This is a genomic window from Acinetobacter sp. Q186-3 (assembly GCF_013420655.1).
Taxonomy (GTDB): Bacteria; Pseudomonadota; Gammaproteobacteria; order Pseudomonadales; family Moraxellaceae; genus Acinetobacter; species Acinetobacter indicus.
The window spans coordinates 240,473-254,917 of record NZ_VOXS01000002.1 but is presented as its reverse complement, the minus strand read 5'-3'; the positions used below and the strand labels follow the sequence as shown (position 1 = coordinate 254,917).

Here is a 14,445-nt window from a genome sequence, read left to right as displayed (position 1 = left end):
GATAATGAGCCAAGACTTTAAAAAATGTCCGGTCACCCACCTCACCACCGATGCCGGTGCTCCGGTGGTCGATAACCAGAACAGTATGACCGCCGGTGCCCGTGGTCCATTGCTTACCCAGGATTTATGGCTCAATGAAAAACTGGCGAACTTTGTTCGTGAAGTGATTCCTGAGCGTCGTATGCACGCCAAAGGTTCAGGTGCATTCGGAACCTTTACCGTGACTCACGACATTACCCAATATACCCGCGCCAAAATTTTCTCTGAAGTCGGCAAGAAAACCGAAATGTTTGCCCGCTTCTCGACAGTGGCCGGTGAGCGCGGTGCAGCCGATGCCGAACGTGATATTCGCGGTTTTGCACTAAAATTCTATACCGAAGAAGGCAACTGGGATTTAGTCGGTAACAACACACCGGTGTTCTTCTTCCGTGACCCGCGCCAGTTCCCAGACCTGAACAAAGCGGTAAAACGTGACCCGAAAACCAACGTCCGTTCCGCCAACAACAACTGGGATTTCTGGACCCTGTTACCAGAAGCGCTGCATCAGGTGACCATTGTCATGTCAGACCGCGGTATTCCAGATGGTTATCGTCATATGCATGGTTTTGGCAGCCACACCTACAGCTTCATTAATGCCAACAATGAACGTTTCTGGGTCAAATTCCATTTCCGTACCCAGCAGGGCATTAAAAACCTGACCGATGCCGAAGCCGCAGCACTGATTGGCCAGGACCGTGAAAGCAGCCAAAATGACCTGTTTAATGCAATTGAACGTGGCGATTTCCCGAAATGGACCCTATTCGTGCAGATCATGCCGGAAACCGAAGCGGAAACCGTGCCTTATCATCCGTTTGACCTGACCAAAGTCTGGCCAAAAGGTGATTATCCATTAATTGAAGTCGGTGAGTTTGAACTGAACCGTAACCCAGAAAACTATTTCCAGGATGTGGAACAGGCCGCTTTTGCACCAAGTACTCTGGTGCCGGGGATCAGCTATTCACCAGACCGTATGCTGCAAGCGCGTTTAATTAACTATGCCGATGCCGCACGTTATCGCGTGGGGGTAAACCATTCCCAGATTCCGGTAAACGCAGCCCGTTGTCCGGTCCACTCTAACCGCCGTGATGGTCAGGGCCGTATGGATGGCAACTATGGCGGCTTGCCACACTATGAGCCAAACAGCTTCCAGCAATGGCAGGAACAGCCACAGTACCGTGAACCACCACTGAAAATCCGTGGCGATGCCGATTTCTGGGATTATCGTCAAGATGACAGCGATTACTTTAGCCAGCCGCGTGCCCTGTTCAACCTGATGAATCCTGAACAGAAACAGGCGCTGTTTGACAATACTGCGCGTGCCATGGGCGATGCCTATGACTTTATCAAGTACCGTCATATCCGTAACTGCTTTATGTGTGACCCGGCCTACGGCGAAGGTGTAGCCCAAGCCTTGGGGATGACCGTGGCAGATGCTCAGGCCGCTCGAGCCACCGACCCTGCGCTGGGTCAGCCAGGCGTGCTCTAAGCCTCTACACAGAGAGTTCAAGCCATAAAAAAACCACCTTCGGGTGGTTTTTTGTTGCAGGATTTAAACTTAAACAATCAGCTTCTTGCCTTCGCGAATGCAATAAAACGGATTCATCAGTTTTGAGGATTTACGCATGGCATTTTGCAAATCGACTTCCGGCTGTTCACGGCCTTCATCGGTGAGCTGGAAGGTACGGTAATGAATGGCCAGCGAACATTTGGAATGCAGGTCTTTATGCGCCTGAAAAGCATCTTCCGGATTCATGTGCATATAGCGCATCAGGTCCCGTGGCTCATAGGCACCAATCGGTAATAGTGCAATCCGCGGTGCGCCAATACGGGCATGGATTTCCTTAAAATGCGAGGAATAACCGGTATCTCCGGCAAAGAAGCAGTGATCTTCACCATGCAGAATCGAGAAGCCACCCCAGAGGGCACTGTTCTGGTCGCGCATACCACGGCCTGAACCATGCTGCGCCGGAATATAGACCAGTTTTAATTCATTAAATAGCGCCGATTGCCACCAGTCCATTTCCACCACATGAAAGTTTTTTGGCAAATACCAGCTGTTGCCCAGTCCGGTATAAATTGGCATGGCAAAACGGGCATGTAACCAGCGCAGGGTGGCCAGATCCATGTGGTCATAATGGTTATGGCTCAACAGCACCGCATGAATGGTCGGTAACTCTTCCAGGGCAATTCCAGCCGGGCAAATCCGTTTCGGACCTCTGCCCTGCTGCGGTCCGGCATATTCACACCAGACCGGATCGGTCAGGAAATTATAGGGGCCAATCTGAATCAGAACGGTAGCATGCCCTACAAACCAGATCTGCCAGTCATCCAGGCTGGCATTCGGACGTTCCTGCGGAATCGGACGCTTGCCTTCAGCGGGCTGCTCTGGTGTGTTTTCTGCGGTCCAGCTATTGCGTTTACGCTGTAACAGCCATTTCAGCAAATCACTGCGGCTACGCCCTTCGGGTGCCGGCACCGGATTGAAAAACTGGGCACCGTTATAATGCCGGGAAGGTAAAAACTGCAAAGCAGGCTGACGCCAGGCGTGTGACCAACATGTTTCGGTTGGTAGCTGAAAATGCTTAGGTTCCGCGTTTTGATTCATGTCAGTCCGATAAAAATTGAAGCACGTAGAGCAAATCCTGTGATTTATTAAGTCTTCATTACACAGGACAGCAAGTGCCGATGCAATATGCATAGTATCCAAAATTGTGGAATATTTTGTTTTATGTTTTTGTTGTTTTTAGCAAAAGCCAAAACAGCAGGAAGCGCATGGCTTCCTGTGCTGTCACCATTTAGAAAAATACTGACGCTGCCAGTCTTTCCAGAAATACATCACAATGCCCAGCATCACCACCGCAATCCCGGCCACCGCATGTGCACTGATATGCTCATGATTCAGGGTCGCTCCGAGTACCAGTGCAATAATCGGGGTCATCACATTGCTTAAAGAGACAGTGGACGCAGCCAGACGGCGAATCAGCCAGAAATAACACAGCATCGCCACAATCGAAGACATGATCATGGTAAACAAAAAGCCAATCATGGTTTGCATGCCCGGCCATTCGGTTGGCATATGTGACCAGATGAATGGCAACATCAGCATTGAACCCAGTGCCGAGACCAGCAAGGAACCGGTGGCCTGTGACATCGGACTCAGTGGTGCATTAATCTGCTTGACCCAGAAAATCGAGCTGATATACGACACCATGCTAATTAACATCAGCACAATCCCAATCGGGTTGATCTTGCTGTCTGCCGAGTCGGCAAAGACATAACTCAGCCCGGCCACTGCCACCGCCATGCCCAGCCATTGCAGGGCCACCAGTTTCTGGGTTTTTAAAATCACATGGCCAATTAAACCGGCAATAAGCGGGGAAAAACCAAAAATCAGCGCCATTAAACCCGAAGTCAGGTAATTGGCTGCCAGATAAATAAACAGCTGCGCACCAATCAGGTTCAGGCTGCCCGCCACATAACTTTTGAGTGAGGTTTCATCCAGCGGCAACGGATCACGCATCAGTTTCAGTAAAAACAGCGCAATCAGCGAAGCCCCGAAATAGCGGATAATCAGCACCCACATGGGATGGACTTCTTCCACACTCCACACAATCGCCAGCGGCGTGGTGGCCCAGATCAGCACCAGCAAGGCATAGATACTGGCGGTAACGATCATGGGAGATGAGTTTGAACTCATAGACAACTCAACTAAATTTGAAAACCATAAAATGAAAGCATCTTTATTCAAACCCATCTTGAAATAATGAGGATGACGACCTGAATGTCACCACGGAACGAAGAGACGCCCAAACAATGAAAAGAGTTTTGCCCTGCGAACTCAAAAATAAATTTTGAGGATTCTTATCAGCTTTAAAAAGTAAGACCTACCGACACAAAGTCATGTACAAATCACCATGCACATTGCGCTCATGTCTCAACAAGAAAATAAAACAGCCATAAAAAAGCAGACCAAAGTTACCCAAGGTCTGCCCTGCCGTATCGCCGGATTATTTTACCAGCTTACGAAGATCCTGACTCAGATCGAGATATTTGTCAGCCTCAAAAGCCGCCTGTTTGCTGATCAGCTTTTTCAGGTGACGCATGTCTTTGGCTGCATTCACGGTAATCCCGCCAACGATCACGCCATCGGTGACACCAAACAATACGAATGATGATTCAGCACGCAGTTCAGGTTTAATCTCGCCACGCACATGCCATTCAGCCGCTGCCATATCACCAACAAACTGATAGTTGATGTCCAGCTGATCGGTCCAGAACCAGGCAGGGTTTGCCGCTGGATGTTCAACGCCCATCACGTGACGCGCGAAGATACCGGCTTGCAGGTTGGCATTTTCCCAGGTTTCAACGCGGCGGTGGTTACCACAGTCACGCAGTTGCGTGGCCACGTCACCCGCTGCATAAATATCCGGATTTGAAGTCTGGCAATTTTCATTGACCTTAACCGCAAAGTCCGCATCCAGACCGGCTTCAACGGCCAGCTGTGCATTCGGGATAATCCCGATGCCATAGACCACAGCATCTGCACGCAGCTCTTCACCGCCTTCCAGTGTTACCACAATTTCTTCGCCATCCAGCTTGCATTCTGCAATCTGGGTCGACAGGCGTACATCAACACCGGCCAATTGTTGCTGCTGCAGCAGGAACTCGCTCAGGATGCGTGGTGATGAACGACCCATCACCATTGGACCCATTTCAATCACGGTCACTTCACATTCTTTAAAACGTGCGCTTGATGCAAGCTCCAGACCGATCACACCACCACCAATCAGGATGATACGGCGGCCCGGCTGTAATACCGGCACCAGCGCTTGTGAATCTTCCAGGTTACGCAGGGTGTACACGTGTTTACCCAGCGCATCGAAGTTGGGTAAACGACGCGCTGCACCACCGGTGGCCAGCAGTAACTTGTCATAAGCAACGACATCACCGTTTTGCAGTTCAACCGTTTTTGCCTCGGCATTGATTTTGGCCACACCGTTACCACGGATGGTTTCAACGCCCAGTTCCGCCAGTTTTTCTTCTGACAGAATTTCGATTTTGGTTTCGGCTGGTTTGAGAATCACATCTTTAGACAAAGGCGGACGCTCATACGGCAAATGGGTTTCATCCCCGATCAGGGTGATTTTGCCTTCGTATTTGTTGCCACGTAATTCCAGAATTGCGCTGGCACCGGCCTGACCTGCACCTACAATTACGATGGTTTCGATGTTGCTCATGTCTTTAACCTTTTAACTCTGCAGATACGATGCCGAAGCCCGCAATCCATTCACTGATTTCTTCATAACAGTGCGTTGTCATTTCGTACTCGCCCATTTCGCTTAAAGCAGCAAATGCCGCCATCCACGAACGGACTTCCTGACCACCACGGCCACCATCACGGCGGATTTCAGCTTCAGTCATGGCTTCTAGTGCAGCGAAGTCGGCATTCTTGAATTTTTCAAGCAATGCGATATCCCATTCAGCATTCAGAGGAACTGCAACAGAGGTATCGCCCGCTGCCAGTTTCTGGCCCACTGCAATAATTTTTGACTGACGCGCGTTACGTGCTTCAGGTGTCGGGTTACGACCTGCAATCAGGAACTCTTCCACTTCTGGTGGTACAGAACCCATTTGCGGAGTTGGTGGATCGTGTGACAGACCACCTGTACCTAGGACAAGTACACGCTCATTTTCAAGGTTCAGAGATTTGATGAACTGACCTACAGCACGGCCTAAAGCGATGGTACGCTTCGTAGTTGGCATCGGTGCTGCAGCGCCATTAATGAAAATTGGAATCGTTGGATAACGATCAAGTTTGCCGTCGCACAGGAAGTGCAATGGCTGAGTCACACCATGGTCAGCTTGCATACGGTAAGAATACGCAACGTCCACGCCCTCATCGAGTACACGACGCACTAAGCCCAGTGCTTTGTCTTCTGGTACATCAATGTGTGCATTGTCTTTACCATAGTCCCAGTCACCTGCAGCAGTCGCGCGAATGCCCACACAGAAGCTTGGCATCAGGTCATAGAAGAAACCATTGAAATGGTCAGGACCAAAGGTAATGATCAGGGTTGGGTCGTAAGCTTTTACTTCAGCAGACAGTTTTTCAAACGCTTCACGAACAGCCTGTTCTTTGCGTTTTTCCTGCGGTGAAGCAAATTCCATTAAAGGACTGTGCGATGCACAAATAAGTTTAACGGCCATGAGAGACTCCTTAAAAGGAAGGCAGCCAAGAACAGGCTGCCGAAAAGTCCATTTCAGACTAGATTTTTATTCGTCAAAGAAACCGGCACGTGGCTGACGTAAGCCGCGAATACCCAGACCGCATTCTGCATTGATCAGAACACCAGTCAAAGGACGGTTATTTTGACGAGATGCCAAGAGCACATATGAACCAGTCATATCTTCCGGCTCAGGTAAGAAATTCAATGGCATGCCACGGGCGATTTTCTCAGGATCACGTGCATCGAGCAGGCCAAGATTTTCCTGCCCCAAAGATGCAGCACCTTTGATATTCACATTCATACCTGATGGCGCAACGGCATTAACTCGGACTTTAGGCGCTAGTTCGTAAGCCAGTTCTTTCATAATGCCTACACCGGCATGTTTTGATGCTGTGTAAACTGGACCGCCACCTGCAGAATAAAGTGCAGAATTTGACAGTGTAAAAATGATCGAACCTTCAGATTTCACGAGCTCATCAAGTGCAGCTTTGGCGCCTAAGATCAGAGATTTGGTATTAATCCCCATAATCTCATCAAAGGCTTTTTCCAGCTGCTCACCTGAAGTATTGACGATATCTGCATAGTGATCCCAGATACCGGCATTACCCACGAAACAGTCGAGTTTACCGTAACGCTCTACAGTCGCTTTAACAGCGCGGACGTTGTCTTCATAGCTGGCCACATCACCTGCGATTGCCAGCACGCGGTCACCAAAATGTGCATTCAGTGCATCGACTTTAGACTGTGAACGTTGAAGAACGGCCACTTGTGCACCCTCTTCCAGGAAACGTTCTACCAGTGCCCAACCGAGACCTGAACCACCACCAGTGATCAGTGCAACTTCGCCTTGTAGCCAACCCATGATTACTCTCCTGCCATCTCTACGTATAACGCACCATCTTCAAGTACAACTGGGAATGTTTGAATTGGGTCAGTTGCTGGTAAGCAAAGTGCCTGACCTGTTTTCAAACAGAAGCGAGCTGCGTGAAGTGGACATTCCACTGTACCATCGTCTTCAAGGTAGCCTTCAGACATAGAAGCATTACCGTGTGAACAGCGGTCGTTCATTGCGAAGAATTCGCCACCGTTGTTGAATACTGCAAGCGCTTCGATACCGTTTACGCCACAATCCACTTTTAACGCTTCGCCTTCGTCTAATTCGTCAACTTGGCAAACAAAAATCTTATTCATTAGAAGAACACACTCAGGTTATGTGAGTTATAGGTAACTTGGTCAAGCGTGATCTTACGGTTGAAGATCTGGAAGCCCAGGCCGCCTTCAACTTTGCGGATCTTGTCATGACGCTTACCACAGTAAATCGTAACGTCTTTCTCTTTTTGGGTACGGTACAGTAAATAAGTCACGTACACATCGTATTCGCCTTCTACTTCAGACGCTTCAACAATCACGTTAGACACCATGTGAGTCGTACGTGATGGAGGCTCTTCTGCCCAGGCCATACCGGTTTCAAGACGGGCAACACGACGTTCCAACAGATCTTTCGTATCGTTGAACACCCAAGTCGTCGGTGGTTCAACCGAACGACGACGGTCACGGGTTTGTGCGTTTGGTGTGGTACGTAGCGTATAAGAAATATCTTCAGCTAGCGTGTCTAACCACTCGCGGAATTTCCAGTCATCAAGAAGCTTGGCTTCTTGATACAGGAACTGACTAATTTGGTGATGAAGTTCTAAACTGATTTGACTCATTTCATAAGCTCCTTCTCATATTCGTCAGCCGCAGCTTCAACGTCTTCCCATTTTTCATGAATCAATAAATCTGCCCAACGGCGGTACATACCACGTGCTGCAGTTTCAGAGAAAATATAGTTAGTGATACCCGGGATACCATCTTCACGTACTTTCTCGTTACCTTTACCCATTTCCATAATGAGTTTGTTTTGACGCGCTTTGTAACCACGTAAAACTTTTTGGATTTCGATCCAGTTTTCAGAGTCATCTTGCTCCAGGAAGCCTGCAGGACCGAAGGCACGAGTTGCAGAACGTTCAAATGCTGCTTGTACATCTTCTGGCGCGTCCGCATCACAGATACAGAATGCCCAAACTTCAGTTTTGTTTGGACCACGTGGGTGCCATACACGAAGAGTCGCAGTACCGTTCAACCAAGACAATGTAGGGAACATGGTGTTATGACCAGCTAGACGCAGTGCACGAGTTTCACCTAGGCGTTCTTTCACTTCTTCGTAAGTTTCACGGAAGTAGTTCGCTACTTCACCGTCAACCCATACGTTTGCGTCTGGTTTCTCTGTGAAGAAGAAGCCTGAACCGTGACCACGTGAACCGTATTGGATCGCGTCTTTCGCAGTTTCCCAAACTGGACGAGCAGTTTGTGCAGCACCTAATTTCTTAGAAGATTCGTCGTCTGGTTTTGCACCCAGCACCTGAATTGCAGATGCGTGAGAAAACAACGCGTGGTATTGGTCAGATGCGAACTGTTCGGCTGCAAATTTCCAGTTACACTCGATTTCCCATTTGTGTACACCACCCACGATCACAGTACCGCCTTCACGACGATCGACAACACCGTCCAGGTACCAAGCGATATCGCCCATGTATTCTTCTAGATCTGGAGTCGTTTCATCCCAGCAGCCGAATACCAAGCCTTTGTAAGACTTCACACGGTTTACTTCAACCAGACCCCATTGCTCTTTACATGCACCATGCGGGTAAGCACGATCTTCAAGCGGGATGTCTTTTAAAGAACCGTCAATACCGTAAGACCAGCCGTGGTATGGGCAAGTGAACGCACGGGTATTACCACAGTCTGCGAAGCTTACGCGCATAGAACGGTGACGGCATTGGTTTAAGAATGCTTTGATCGAGCCATCTTTTTGACGTGCCACAATGATCGGATCTTCACCCATATAGGTGTTGAAGAAGTCGCCCGCCTTAGGAATTTGGCTTTCATGGCAAAGGAATAACCAGGTACGACCAAATACACGTTCAAGTTCTAGCTCGTAGATATCTGGATCAGTATAGATAGATGGCGTAATACGTCCATTTTGTGCATCGACTAAAGCGTCGATTTCGCGCACATCAATTTTTCCACTCATTGAAAGCTCTCCTGTGACCGACACAACGGCACAAAATAAATAGACTCAACTTTGCATGGATAATGATTTTTTAGCGGGGTTTAGTGAAATATTTTTTTTGTTTTAATTAAGATATTTTATCAATTACTTATCGCTTATTTCTCTTTATTAAAGCATTAATAAAATTTGAAAGCCTATTTATTTCCTAAATGGCAGAATAATCTTCACCTAATAGTTGATTATAGATTATACTCTTAAGACATGATAGTTAGACATTTTTTGAATTAATATTTTGGAATGGGTTTATGGAATTACGTCACCTTCGCTATTTCATTACCGTGGCTGAAGAACTGAACTTCAGTAAGGCTGCCTTGAAGCTCTACACAGCCCAGCCTTCTTTAAGTCAACAGATTAAAGACCTCGAAGAAGACGTTGGCGTAAAACTGTTACACCGGACCAAACGTAAGGTCGAACTGACAGAAGAAGGCGCAGTGTTTCTGGAACAGGCGCGCTTGACCCTGGCGCAGGCCGACAAAGCCGTGGCTATGGCGCGTCAGGTGTCCCAGGCCAAACAGCAGATGCTGCGCATTGGCTTTGTACCGGTCGCGGAAATGAAGATTTTCCCGTATGTGTTGCCGAATCTGCGCGTACAGAACCCGGATCTGAAAATTGAATTGCTCAGTATGAACAACAATGATCAGATGAAAGCCATTAAAAAAGGTGAACTGGACATCACCTTTACCCGTCACAACTTTAATAATGATGAAATTGAAAGCCAGTTCGTGCTGCGTGAACCGCTGATTTTCATTTTGCCGAAAGACCATCCGCTGGCCAAATACGAACGTATTCCGGTCAAAGCCCTGAATGGCATTGATTTTATTATTCCGGCTGCAGAGCAATCTCTTACCCTTCACAACACCATTTTAGATTTTGCCAAAGCTAATAATATTGAATTTAATATCGTGCAAAAAGCCGATAACATCTTGTTTAACATCAACTCTATTGGTATTGGTCTAGGTTGTACGATCCTTCCAGGCTATATTACACCACTGACCATGAATAACACCATCATCCGTCCGCTGGATATCGAACTGCCTTATCTGGACCTGTATGTCAGTTACCGCAAAAATAGCAACTCGCCATCGGTCGACAAGTTTATGGAACTGCTGACTCGGGTGTTTTATCTGGATATTAATCGCGATTAAGCCGCGCTTTGGCTGACTGCCTGCCAGCATCATTATTTCGAGACTAAATAATGGTGCTTTTTTATAGCCAGTTTGCTGGCTTTTTAATCAGATTAGACTTAAGTCGCAGGCTTTTTTGCACCATTTTTTATCATTTTTGCACTTTTACGACTTTTTCTCTGCTAGCCGCACAGATTTATTTTCAGCCGCAAACTACAACTTAAGTCTAATAAGCTAGACTACAGTGAAGTGCCGCTATGTTCTGCCCCTGAAGCAGGATGCTAGGCATGCTTTTATCTGTCATGGGCCAGATCAAAGGAATAAGAATGATAAAAACACCGTTTAGCCATATTAAAACCGGGATGCAGTCTCATCCTTATTTTTTTATCAGTTTTCTGATCACCACGGTGCTGTACGGTATTTTTCAGTGCTTGAGCCCGTGGACCTGGTCGACCTGCCTGCTCATCAGCTGGAATATTGCCGTGTCCGGTTATCTGCTCTTTACCCTGCTGAATTTCTGGCATAGTGATCATCAGCATATTCTGCAACGCGCCCAGCAGCACGATGCCAGTAAATGGCTGATTCTGTTACTGCTGTTTCTAACCCTGGTGATGTGCTTTATTGCGATTATTGTCGAGATCAACTTATTTGCCCAAACCGACTTTGCACGCATGGGGCATTTTCTGCTGGCGATTACCACTATTTTATGTGCCTGGCTGTTTATGCATACCATTTTTGCGATTCACTATGCGCATGACTATTATCTGGCGCTGCAACAGCATCAGGCAGGTGGGCTGGAGTTTCCGAAAACCCCTTACCCGACCTATCCGGATTTTCTCTATTTTAGTTATGTGATTGGCACGTCGGCACAAACCGCCGATGTCAGCATCAGCTCACGCGCGATGCGTATCCTGAACATGCTGCATATTGTGCTGGCCTATATGTTTAACACCACTATTCTGGCGATTTGTATTAATCTGGTGGCCAGCTTTATTCAGCACTAAACCGGTTGAGCCAGAAATTCCGCCCATAAAAAAAGGATGGCCTGTCACCATCCTTTTTTCGTTTTTATCATCGGCTTATTTTACGCCGTGCGCCGCCAGGTAGTTTTTAATAACTGTGTTGAACTCATCGGCTTTTTCAACTTGTGACCAGTGACCACATTGGCTGAAGATATGCACATCTGCATTTGGCACCACATTCAGAATGTCCCAGGTACGGGATACTGGAATCACCACGTCTTGAGTACCATGAATCAGAAGTACAGGTACCGTGATGTCTTTCATTTTTTCGAAGTCTAATGGGAATTCGAAACGGTCACGGTCACGTGCGCCAACCACGTCCATTAAACGGTCAGATGCATAGTCATTTGCAGCCGAGTCAAAACGGACTTTCACCAGTTCATCTGTGATCAGGTCTTTGTTCACCACGAACATAGACAGTGTCTTACGGATACCTTCTTCAGTCAGTACTGGGTTCGCGTGCGCTTTCAGTGCAGCAGTTTGCTTGGCACCACCGGTACCCATAGACACGATACCCAGAACGCGCTCTGGATAATCCAGTGCCAATTGAAATGCCAACCAGCCACCTAAAGAGTTACCCACCAACCAGGTTTTCTCGATACCTAAAGCATCTAAGGTACGGATTGCGTGATCAACCCAGGCACGGATCCCGTATTGGGTACCCGGTGCAACAACGGTTTGACCATAACCAATGGTATCAATCGCGATACAACGTGCCTGTTCACCAATTTGTGGCAGGTTTAACCACCAGTTGGCCGCTGCAGATACACCCGTACCTGAACCGTGCAAGAACAGAATTGGCGTACCTTCACCAATTTCATGGTAATGGGTGAGTTCGCCTTCTGCGGTTTCAATCCATTTATCTTCTAAGCCAAAGAATGAATCTGTTGTATAGTCAGGGATTTGGACAGTGCTCATACTTACTCCTCATACAGTCTTTAGCTTGCGTTTCCCTCAATCTTGGAAGGTCTGGACGTCAAGTGACTCGTTGAACATGCGTTTTCTATAGGCTTATATTAACCGCTCCTGCGCTTTCAACTGATACAAAATTACGATTTTAAGCTACAAAAAAACGATTATTTAAGCCATTGTTTTTAAACATTTTAGTTAATTTTAAATCCTTATTTTTATTAGGACTTTCATCTATTTTTATATAAAAAAGAGCAGCTGGAGGTGCAGCTGCTCTTTGATCTTGACCAATTAGAATGTATAGGTATAGGTCGTCGCGATACGGTGTTCTTCTAGATCGTTACCACCTGAGATATTGTCATAGTTGGTATCAATAAACATGTAGTTGAAACCTAAACCTTTTAGCTTACCTTCTGGTACCACATAGTTCACAATCAGGTTGTTTTCATTTTCTTTGCCACGCGGTTCGCCTGCACCATTATCGACATCCCAACCACGGAAATGACGTGCAGTTGCGGTTAAACCTGGTACACCCACATCAGCAAAGTTATAGGTATAACCCAAGCTCCATGATTTTTCATCTTTACGGATAAAGCTTGCCACCGACCAGTTGTCTAGATAAGGCTGTGGTACCCAACCACCCAATGTCGGGAACATTGGCGCTTTGTTACCATGCTCTCCAAACATTTGCTGGTAGCCTAATTGTACTGTGTGCATACCATGGTTGATTTTTGCACCTGCAGACACGGCCTGGCTGTCAATCTTGCCATACAGCTGGTCACCCGATTCGCTGTTGTCAAAATAACGTACATGGGTGTCTAACTTGGTGTTTTCAGCCAAGGTCGTTTTATAGTTTACAGCGGCATAGTGTTGTTGGTAGATGTTGGTGACATCGGCATACCAGTAACTACCACCCACTTTTGGGGTGAATTGATGATCAATCCCGGCAATATACATACCGTCATCTGTACTGACTGCTGTCGCAAAGTTGTTTTGCGGAAATAAGCTCAGGTCATGATATTGATTTTCATAACGTGCATTAATGCCATCTAAATATGCCAAGGTCAGTTTAGTATCTTTAATGTCCTTAGACTCTAACCAGGCACCACTATAAGTAGTCAGTAATTGGCGAGATGGATCAAAGAATACCACTGGTGACATTGGTAATAGATCACCAACCTTCAACTCAGTTTCAGATACCTTAACTTTTAAGGTTGCACCAACTTTACCAAAATGATCTTTAGATTCTTTGCCATCGTGAGGTAACACCCAATCCGGATTTTGATCACGGCCGTTGAGTTTAACTGCATGTTGAACCAGTACATCTGCTCCAATTTGCACGCCACCACCAATATCATGATAACCAGACTTGGCATCCAAAGTTACCGCCTGTGACCATGAACCAAAGTTCAATTCTGGTTTATCTTGATACTGACGATCTAAATAGAAATTTTTAAATTTAAGTTGAACATTGCTGTCATCAATAAAATCTGCATATGTAGCAGAAGTTCCTAAAGTTGCTGTCGCAGCAAGCATTGCTATCCATAATTTTTGACGACGCATGGTAAGTTTTCCCATTCAGCAGATAAAAACAATGCCGTCATCATGCGTAAGCATAATCAAATAGAAAATCCGACCACAGTATTAAACATTTATCGGTTTGGGCATTTTTTTGATTTCACAGCGCTTTTTTTATTTTTTTAAGATATTTCACCAATCATTTCCCTGCTAAATACTCTCCACCCTGTAAATATAAACCCCTGTTATTCATATTATTTTTCACTGTATTTTTTATTTATTCTGAGTTTTTAGGCTTTATTTATTGGTTTTAACATTAACACTTTAACTAATAGCTTTTAACTATCAGTATTATTTATAAAAAATTTAATATTTAAAATAATTCAGCTTTTCCTCGAATTTAAATCCCTTAGCTTTCCATTCCCCCTTCTCCATCCTTTTAAAATAAATCTCGGCTGATCATTTAACAGATTTTTTATATAAAAATAAGATGC

13 protein-coding genes are annotated in these 14,445 nt (G+C 46.4%); 3 read left to right on the top strand and 10 right to left on the bottom strand.

Features of this window, described 5'->3' with window-relative positions:
• The first annotated feature begins 4 nt into the window (after nt 1-4).
• Nucleotides 5-1,525: a catalase gene (locus tag FTT64_RS02940; protein ID WP_005182013.1), complete on the top strand. Its 1,521-nt coding sequence runs from the start codon at nt 5-7 to the stop codon at nt 1,523-1,525.
• A gap of 69 nt (nt 1,526-1,594) precedes the next feature.
• On the opposite strand, the gene FTT64_RS02935 is transcribed toward FTT64_RS02940, so the two are convergent.
• The 8 genes from FTT64_RS02935 to hcaE form a co-directional block, all read right to left on the bottom strand.
• The gene (locus FTT64_RS02935; RefSeq protein ID WP_005182011.1) at nt 1,595-2,644 is read right to left on the bottom strand and encodes an MBL fold metallo-hydrolase; all 1,050 of its coding nucleotides are present in this window, start codon (nt 2,642-2,644) and stop codon (nt 1,595-1,597) included.
• A 183-nt stretch (nt 2,645-2,827) separates the two neighbouring features.
• A complete protein-coding gene (locus tag FTT64_RS02930) occupies nt 2,828-3,736 on the bottom strand; it encodes a DMT family transporter (RefSeq protein WP_016659599.1) in 909 nt (302 codons plus the stop codon).
• A gap of 310 nt (nt 3,737-4,046) precedes the next feature.
• Nucleotides 4,047-5,276, bottom strand: a complete 1,230-nt coding sequence (gene hcaD / locus FTT64_RS02925) for a 3-phenylpropionate/cinnamic acid dioxygenase ferredoxin--NAD(+) reductase subunit (RefSeq protein WP_168396763.1) — start codon at nt 5,274-5,276, stop codon at nt 4,047-4,049.
• A gap of 4 nt (nt 5,277-5,280) precedes the next feature.
• Complete coding sequence (locus FTT64_RS02920; RefSeq protein ID WP_004781819.1) at nt 5,281-6,246, bottom strand: 3-carboxyethylcatechol 2,3-dioxygenase; 966 nt, start codon at nt 6,244-6,246, stop codon at nt 5,281-5,283.
• 66 nt (nt 6,247-6,312) lie between these two features.
• Entirely contained in the window at nt 6,313-7,128 is an 816-nt protein-coding gene (gene hcaB / locus FTT64_RS02915; RefSeq protein WP_004781818.1) for a 3-phenylpropionate-dihydrodiol/cinnamic acid-dihydrodiol dehydrogenase, read from the bottom strand.
• A 2-nt stretch (nt 7,129-7,130) separates the two neighbouring features.
• The gene (gene hcaC / locus FTT64_RS02910; protein ID WP_004781817.1) at nt 7,131-7,457 is read right to left on the bottom strand and encodes a 3-phenylpropionate/cinnamic acid dioxygenase ferredoxin subunit; all 327 of its coding nucleotides are present in this window, start codon (nt 7,455-7,457) and stop codon (nt 7,131-7,133) included.
• Nucleotides 7,457-7,975: a 3-phenylpropionate/cinnamic acid dioxygenase subunit beta gene (gene hcaF / locus FTT64_RS02905; protein WP_005181997.1), complete on the bottom strand. Its 519-nt coding sequence runs from the start codon at nt 7,973-7,975 to the stop codon at nt 7,457-7,459. Before hcaF ends, hcaC begins: the two co-directional genes overlap by 1 nt.
• Entirely contained in the window at nt 7,972-9,339 is a 1,368-nt protein-coding gene (gene hcaE, locus FTT64_RS02900; protein WP_163142924.1) for a 3-phenylpropionate/cinnamic acid dioxygenase subunit alpha, read from the bottom strand. Before hcaE ends, hcaF begins: the two co-directional genes overlap by 4 nt.
• Nucleotides 9,340-9,623: 284 nt before the next feature.
• Between hcaE and hcaR the strand changes: the two genes are divergently transcribed.
• The gene (hcaR, locus tag FTT64_RS02895) at nt 9,624-10,523 is read left to right on the top strand and encodes a DNA-binding transcriptional regulator HcaR (RefSeq protein ID WP_168396762.1); all 900 of its coding nucleotides are present in this window, start codon (nt 9,624-9,626) and stop codon (nt 10,521-10,523) included.
• Nucleotides 10,524-10,828: 305 nt separating this feature from the next.
• Entirely contained in the window at nt 10,829-11,506 is a 678-nt protein-coding gene (locus FTT64_RS02890) for a DUF1345 domain-containing protein (protein WP_168396761.1), read from the top strand.
• A gap of 75 nt (nt 11,507-11,581) precedes the next feature.
• Here FTT64_RS02890 and FTT64_RS02885 read toward each other — a convergent pair whose 3' ends face one another.
• Entirely contained in the window at nt 11,582-12,442 is an 861-nt protein-coding gene (locus FTT64_RS02885) for an alpha/beta fold hydrolase (RefSeq protein WP_168396760.1), read from the bottom strand.
• Nucleotides 12,443-12,724: 282 nt separating this feature from the next.
• Entirely contained in the window at nt 12,725-13,996 is a 1,272-nt protein-coding gene (locus FTT64_RS02880) for an OprD family outer membrane porin (protein WP_005181973.1), read from the bottom strand.
• Between the last annotated feature and the right edge of the window lie 449 nt (nt 13,997-14,445).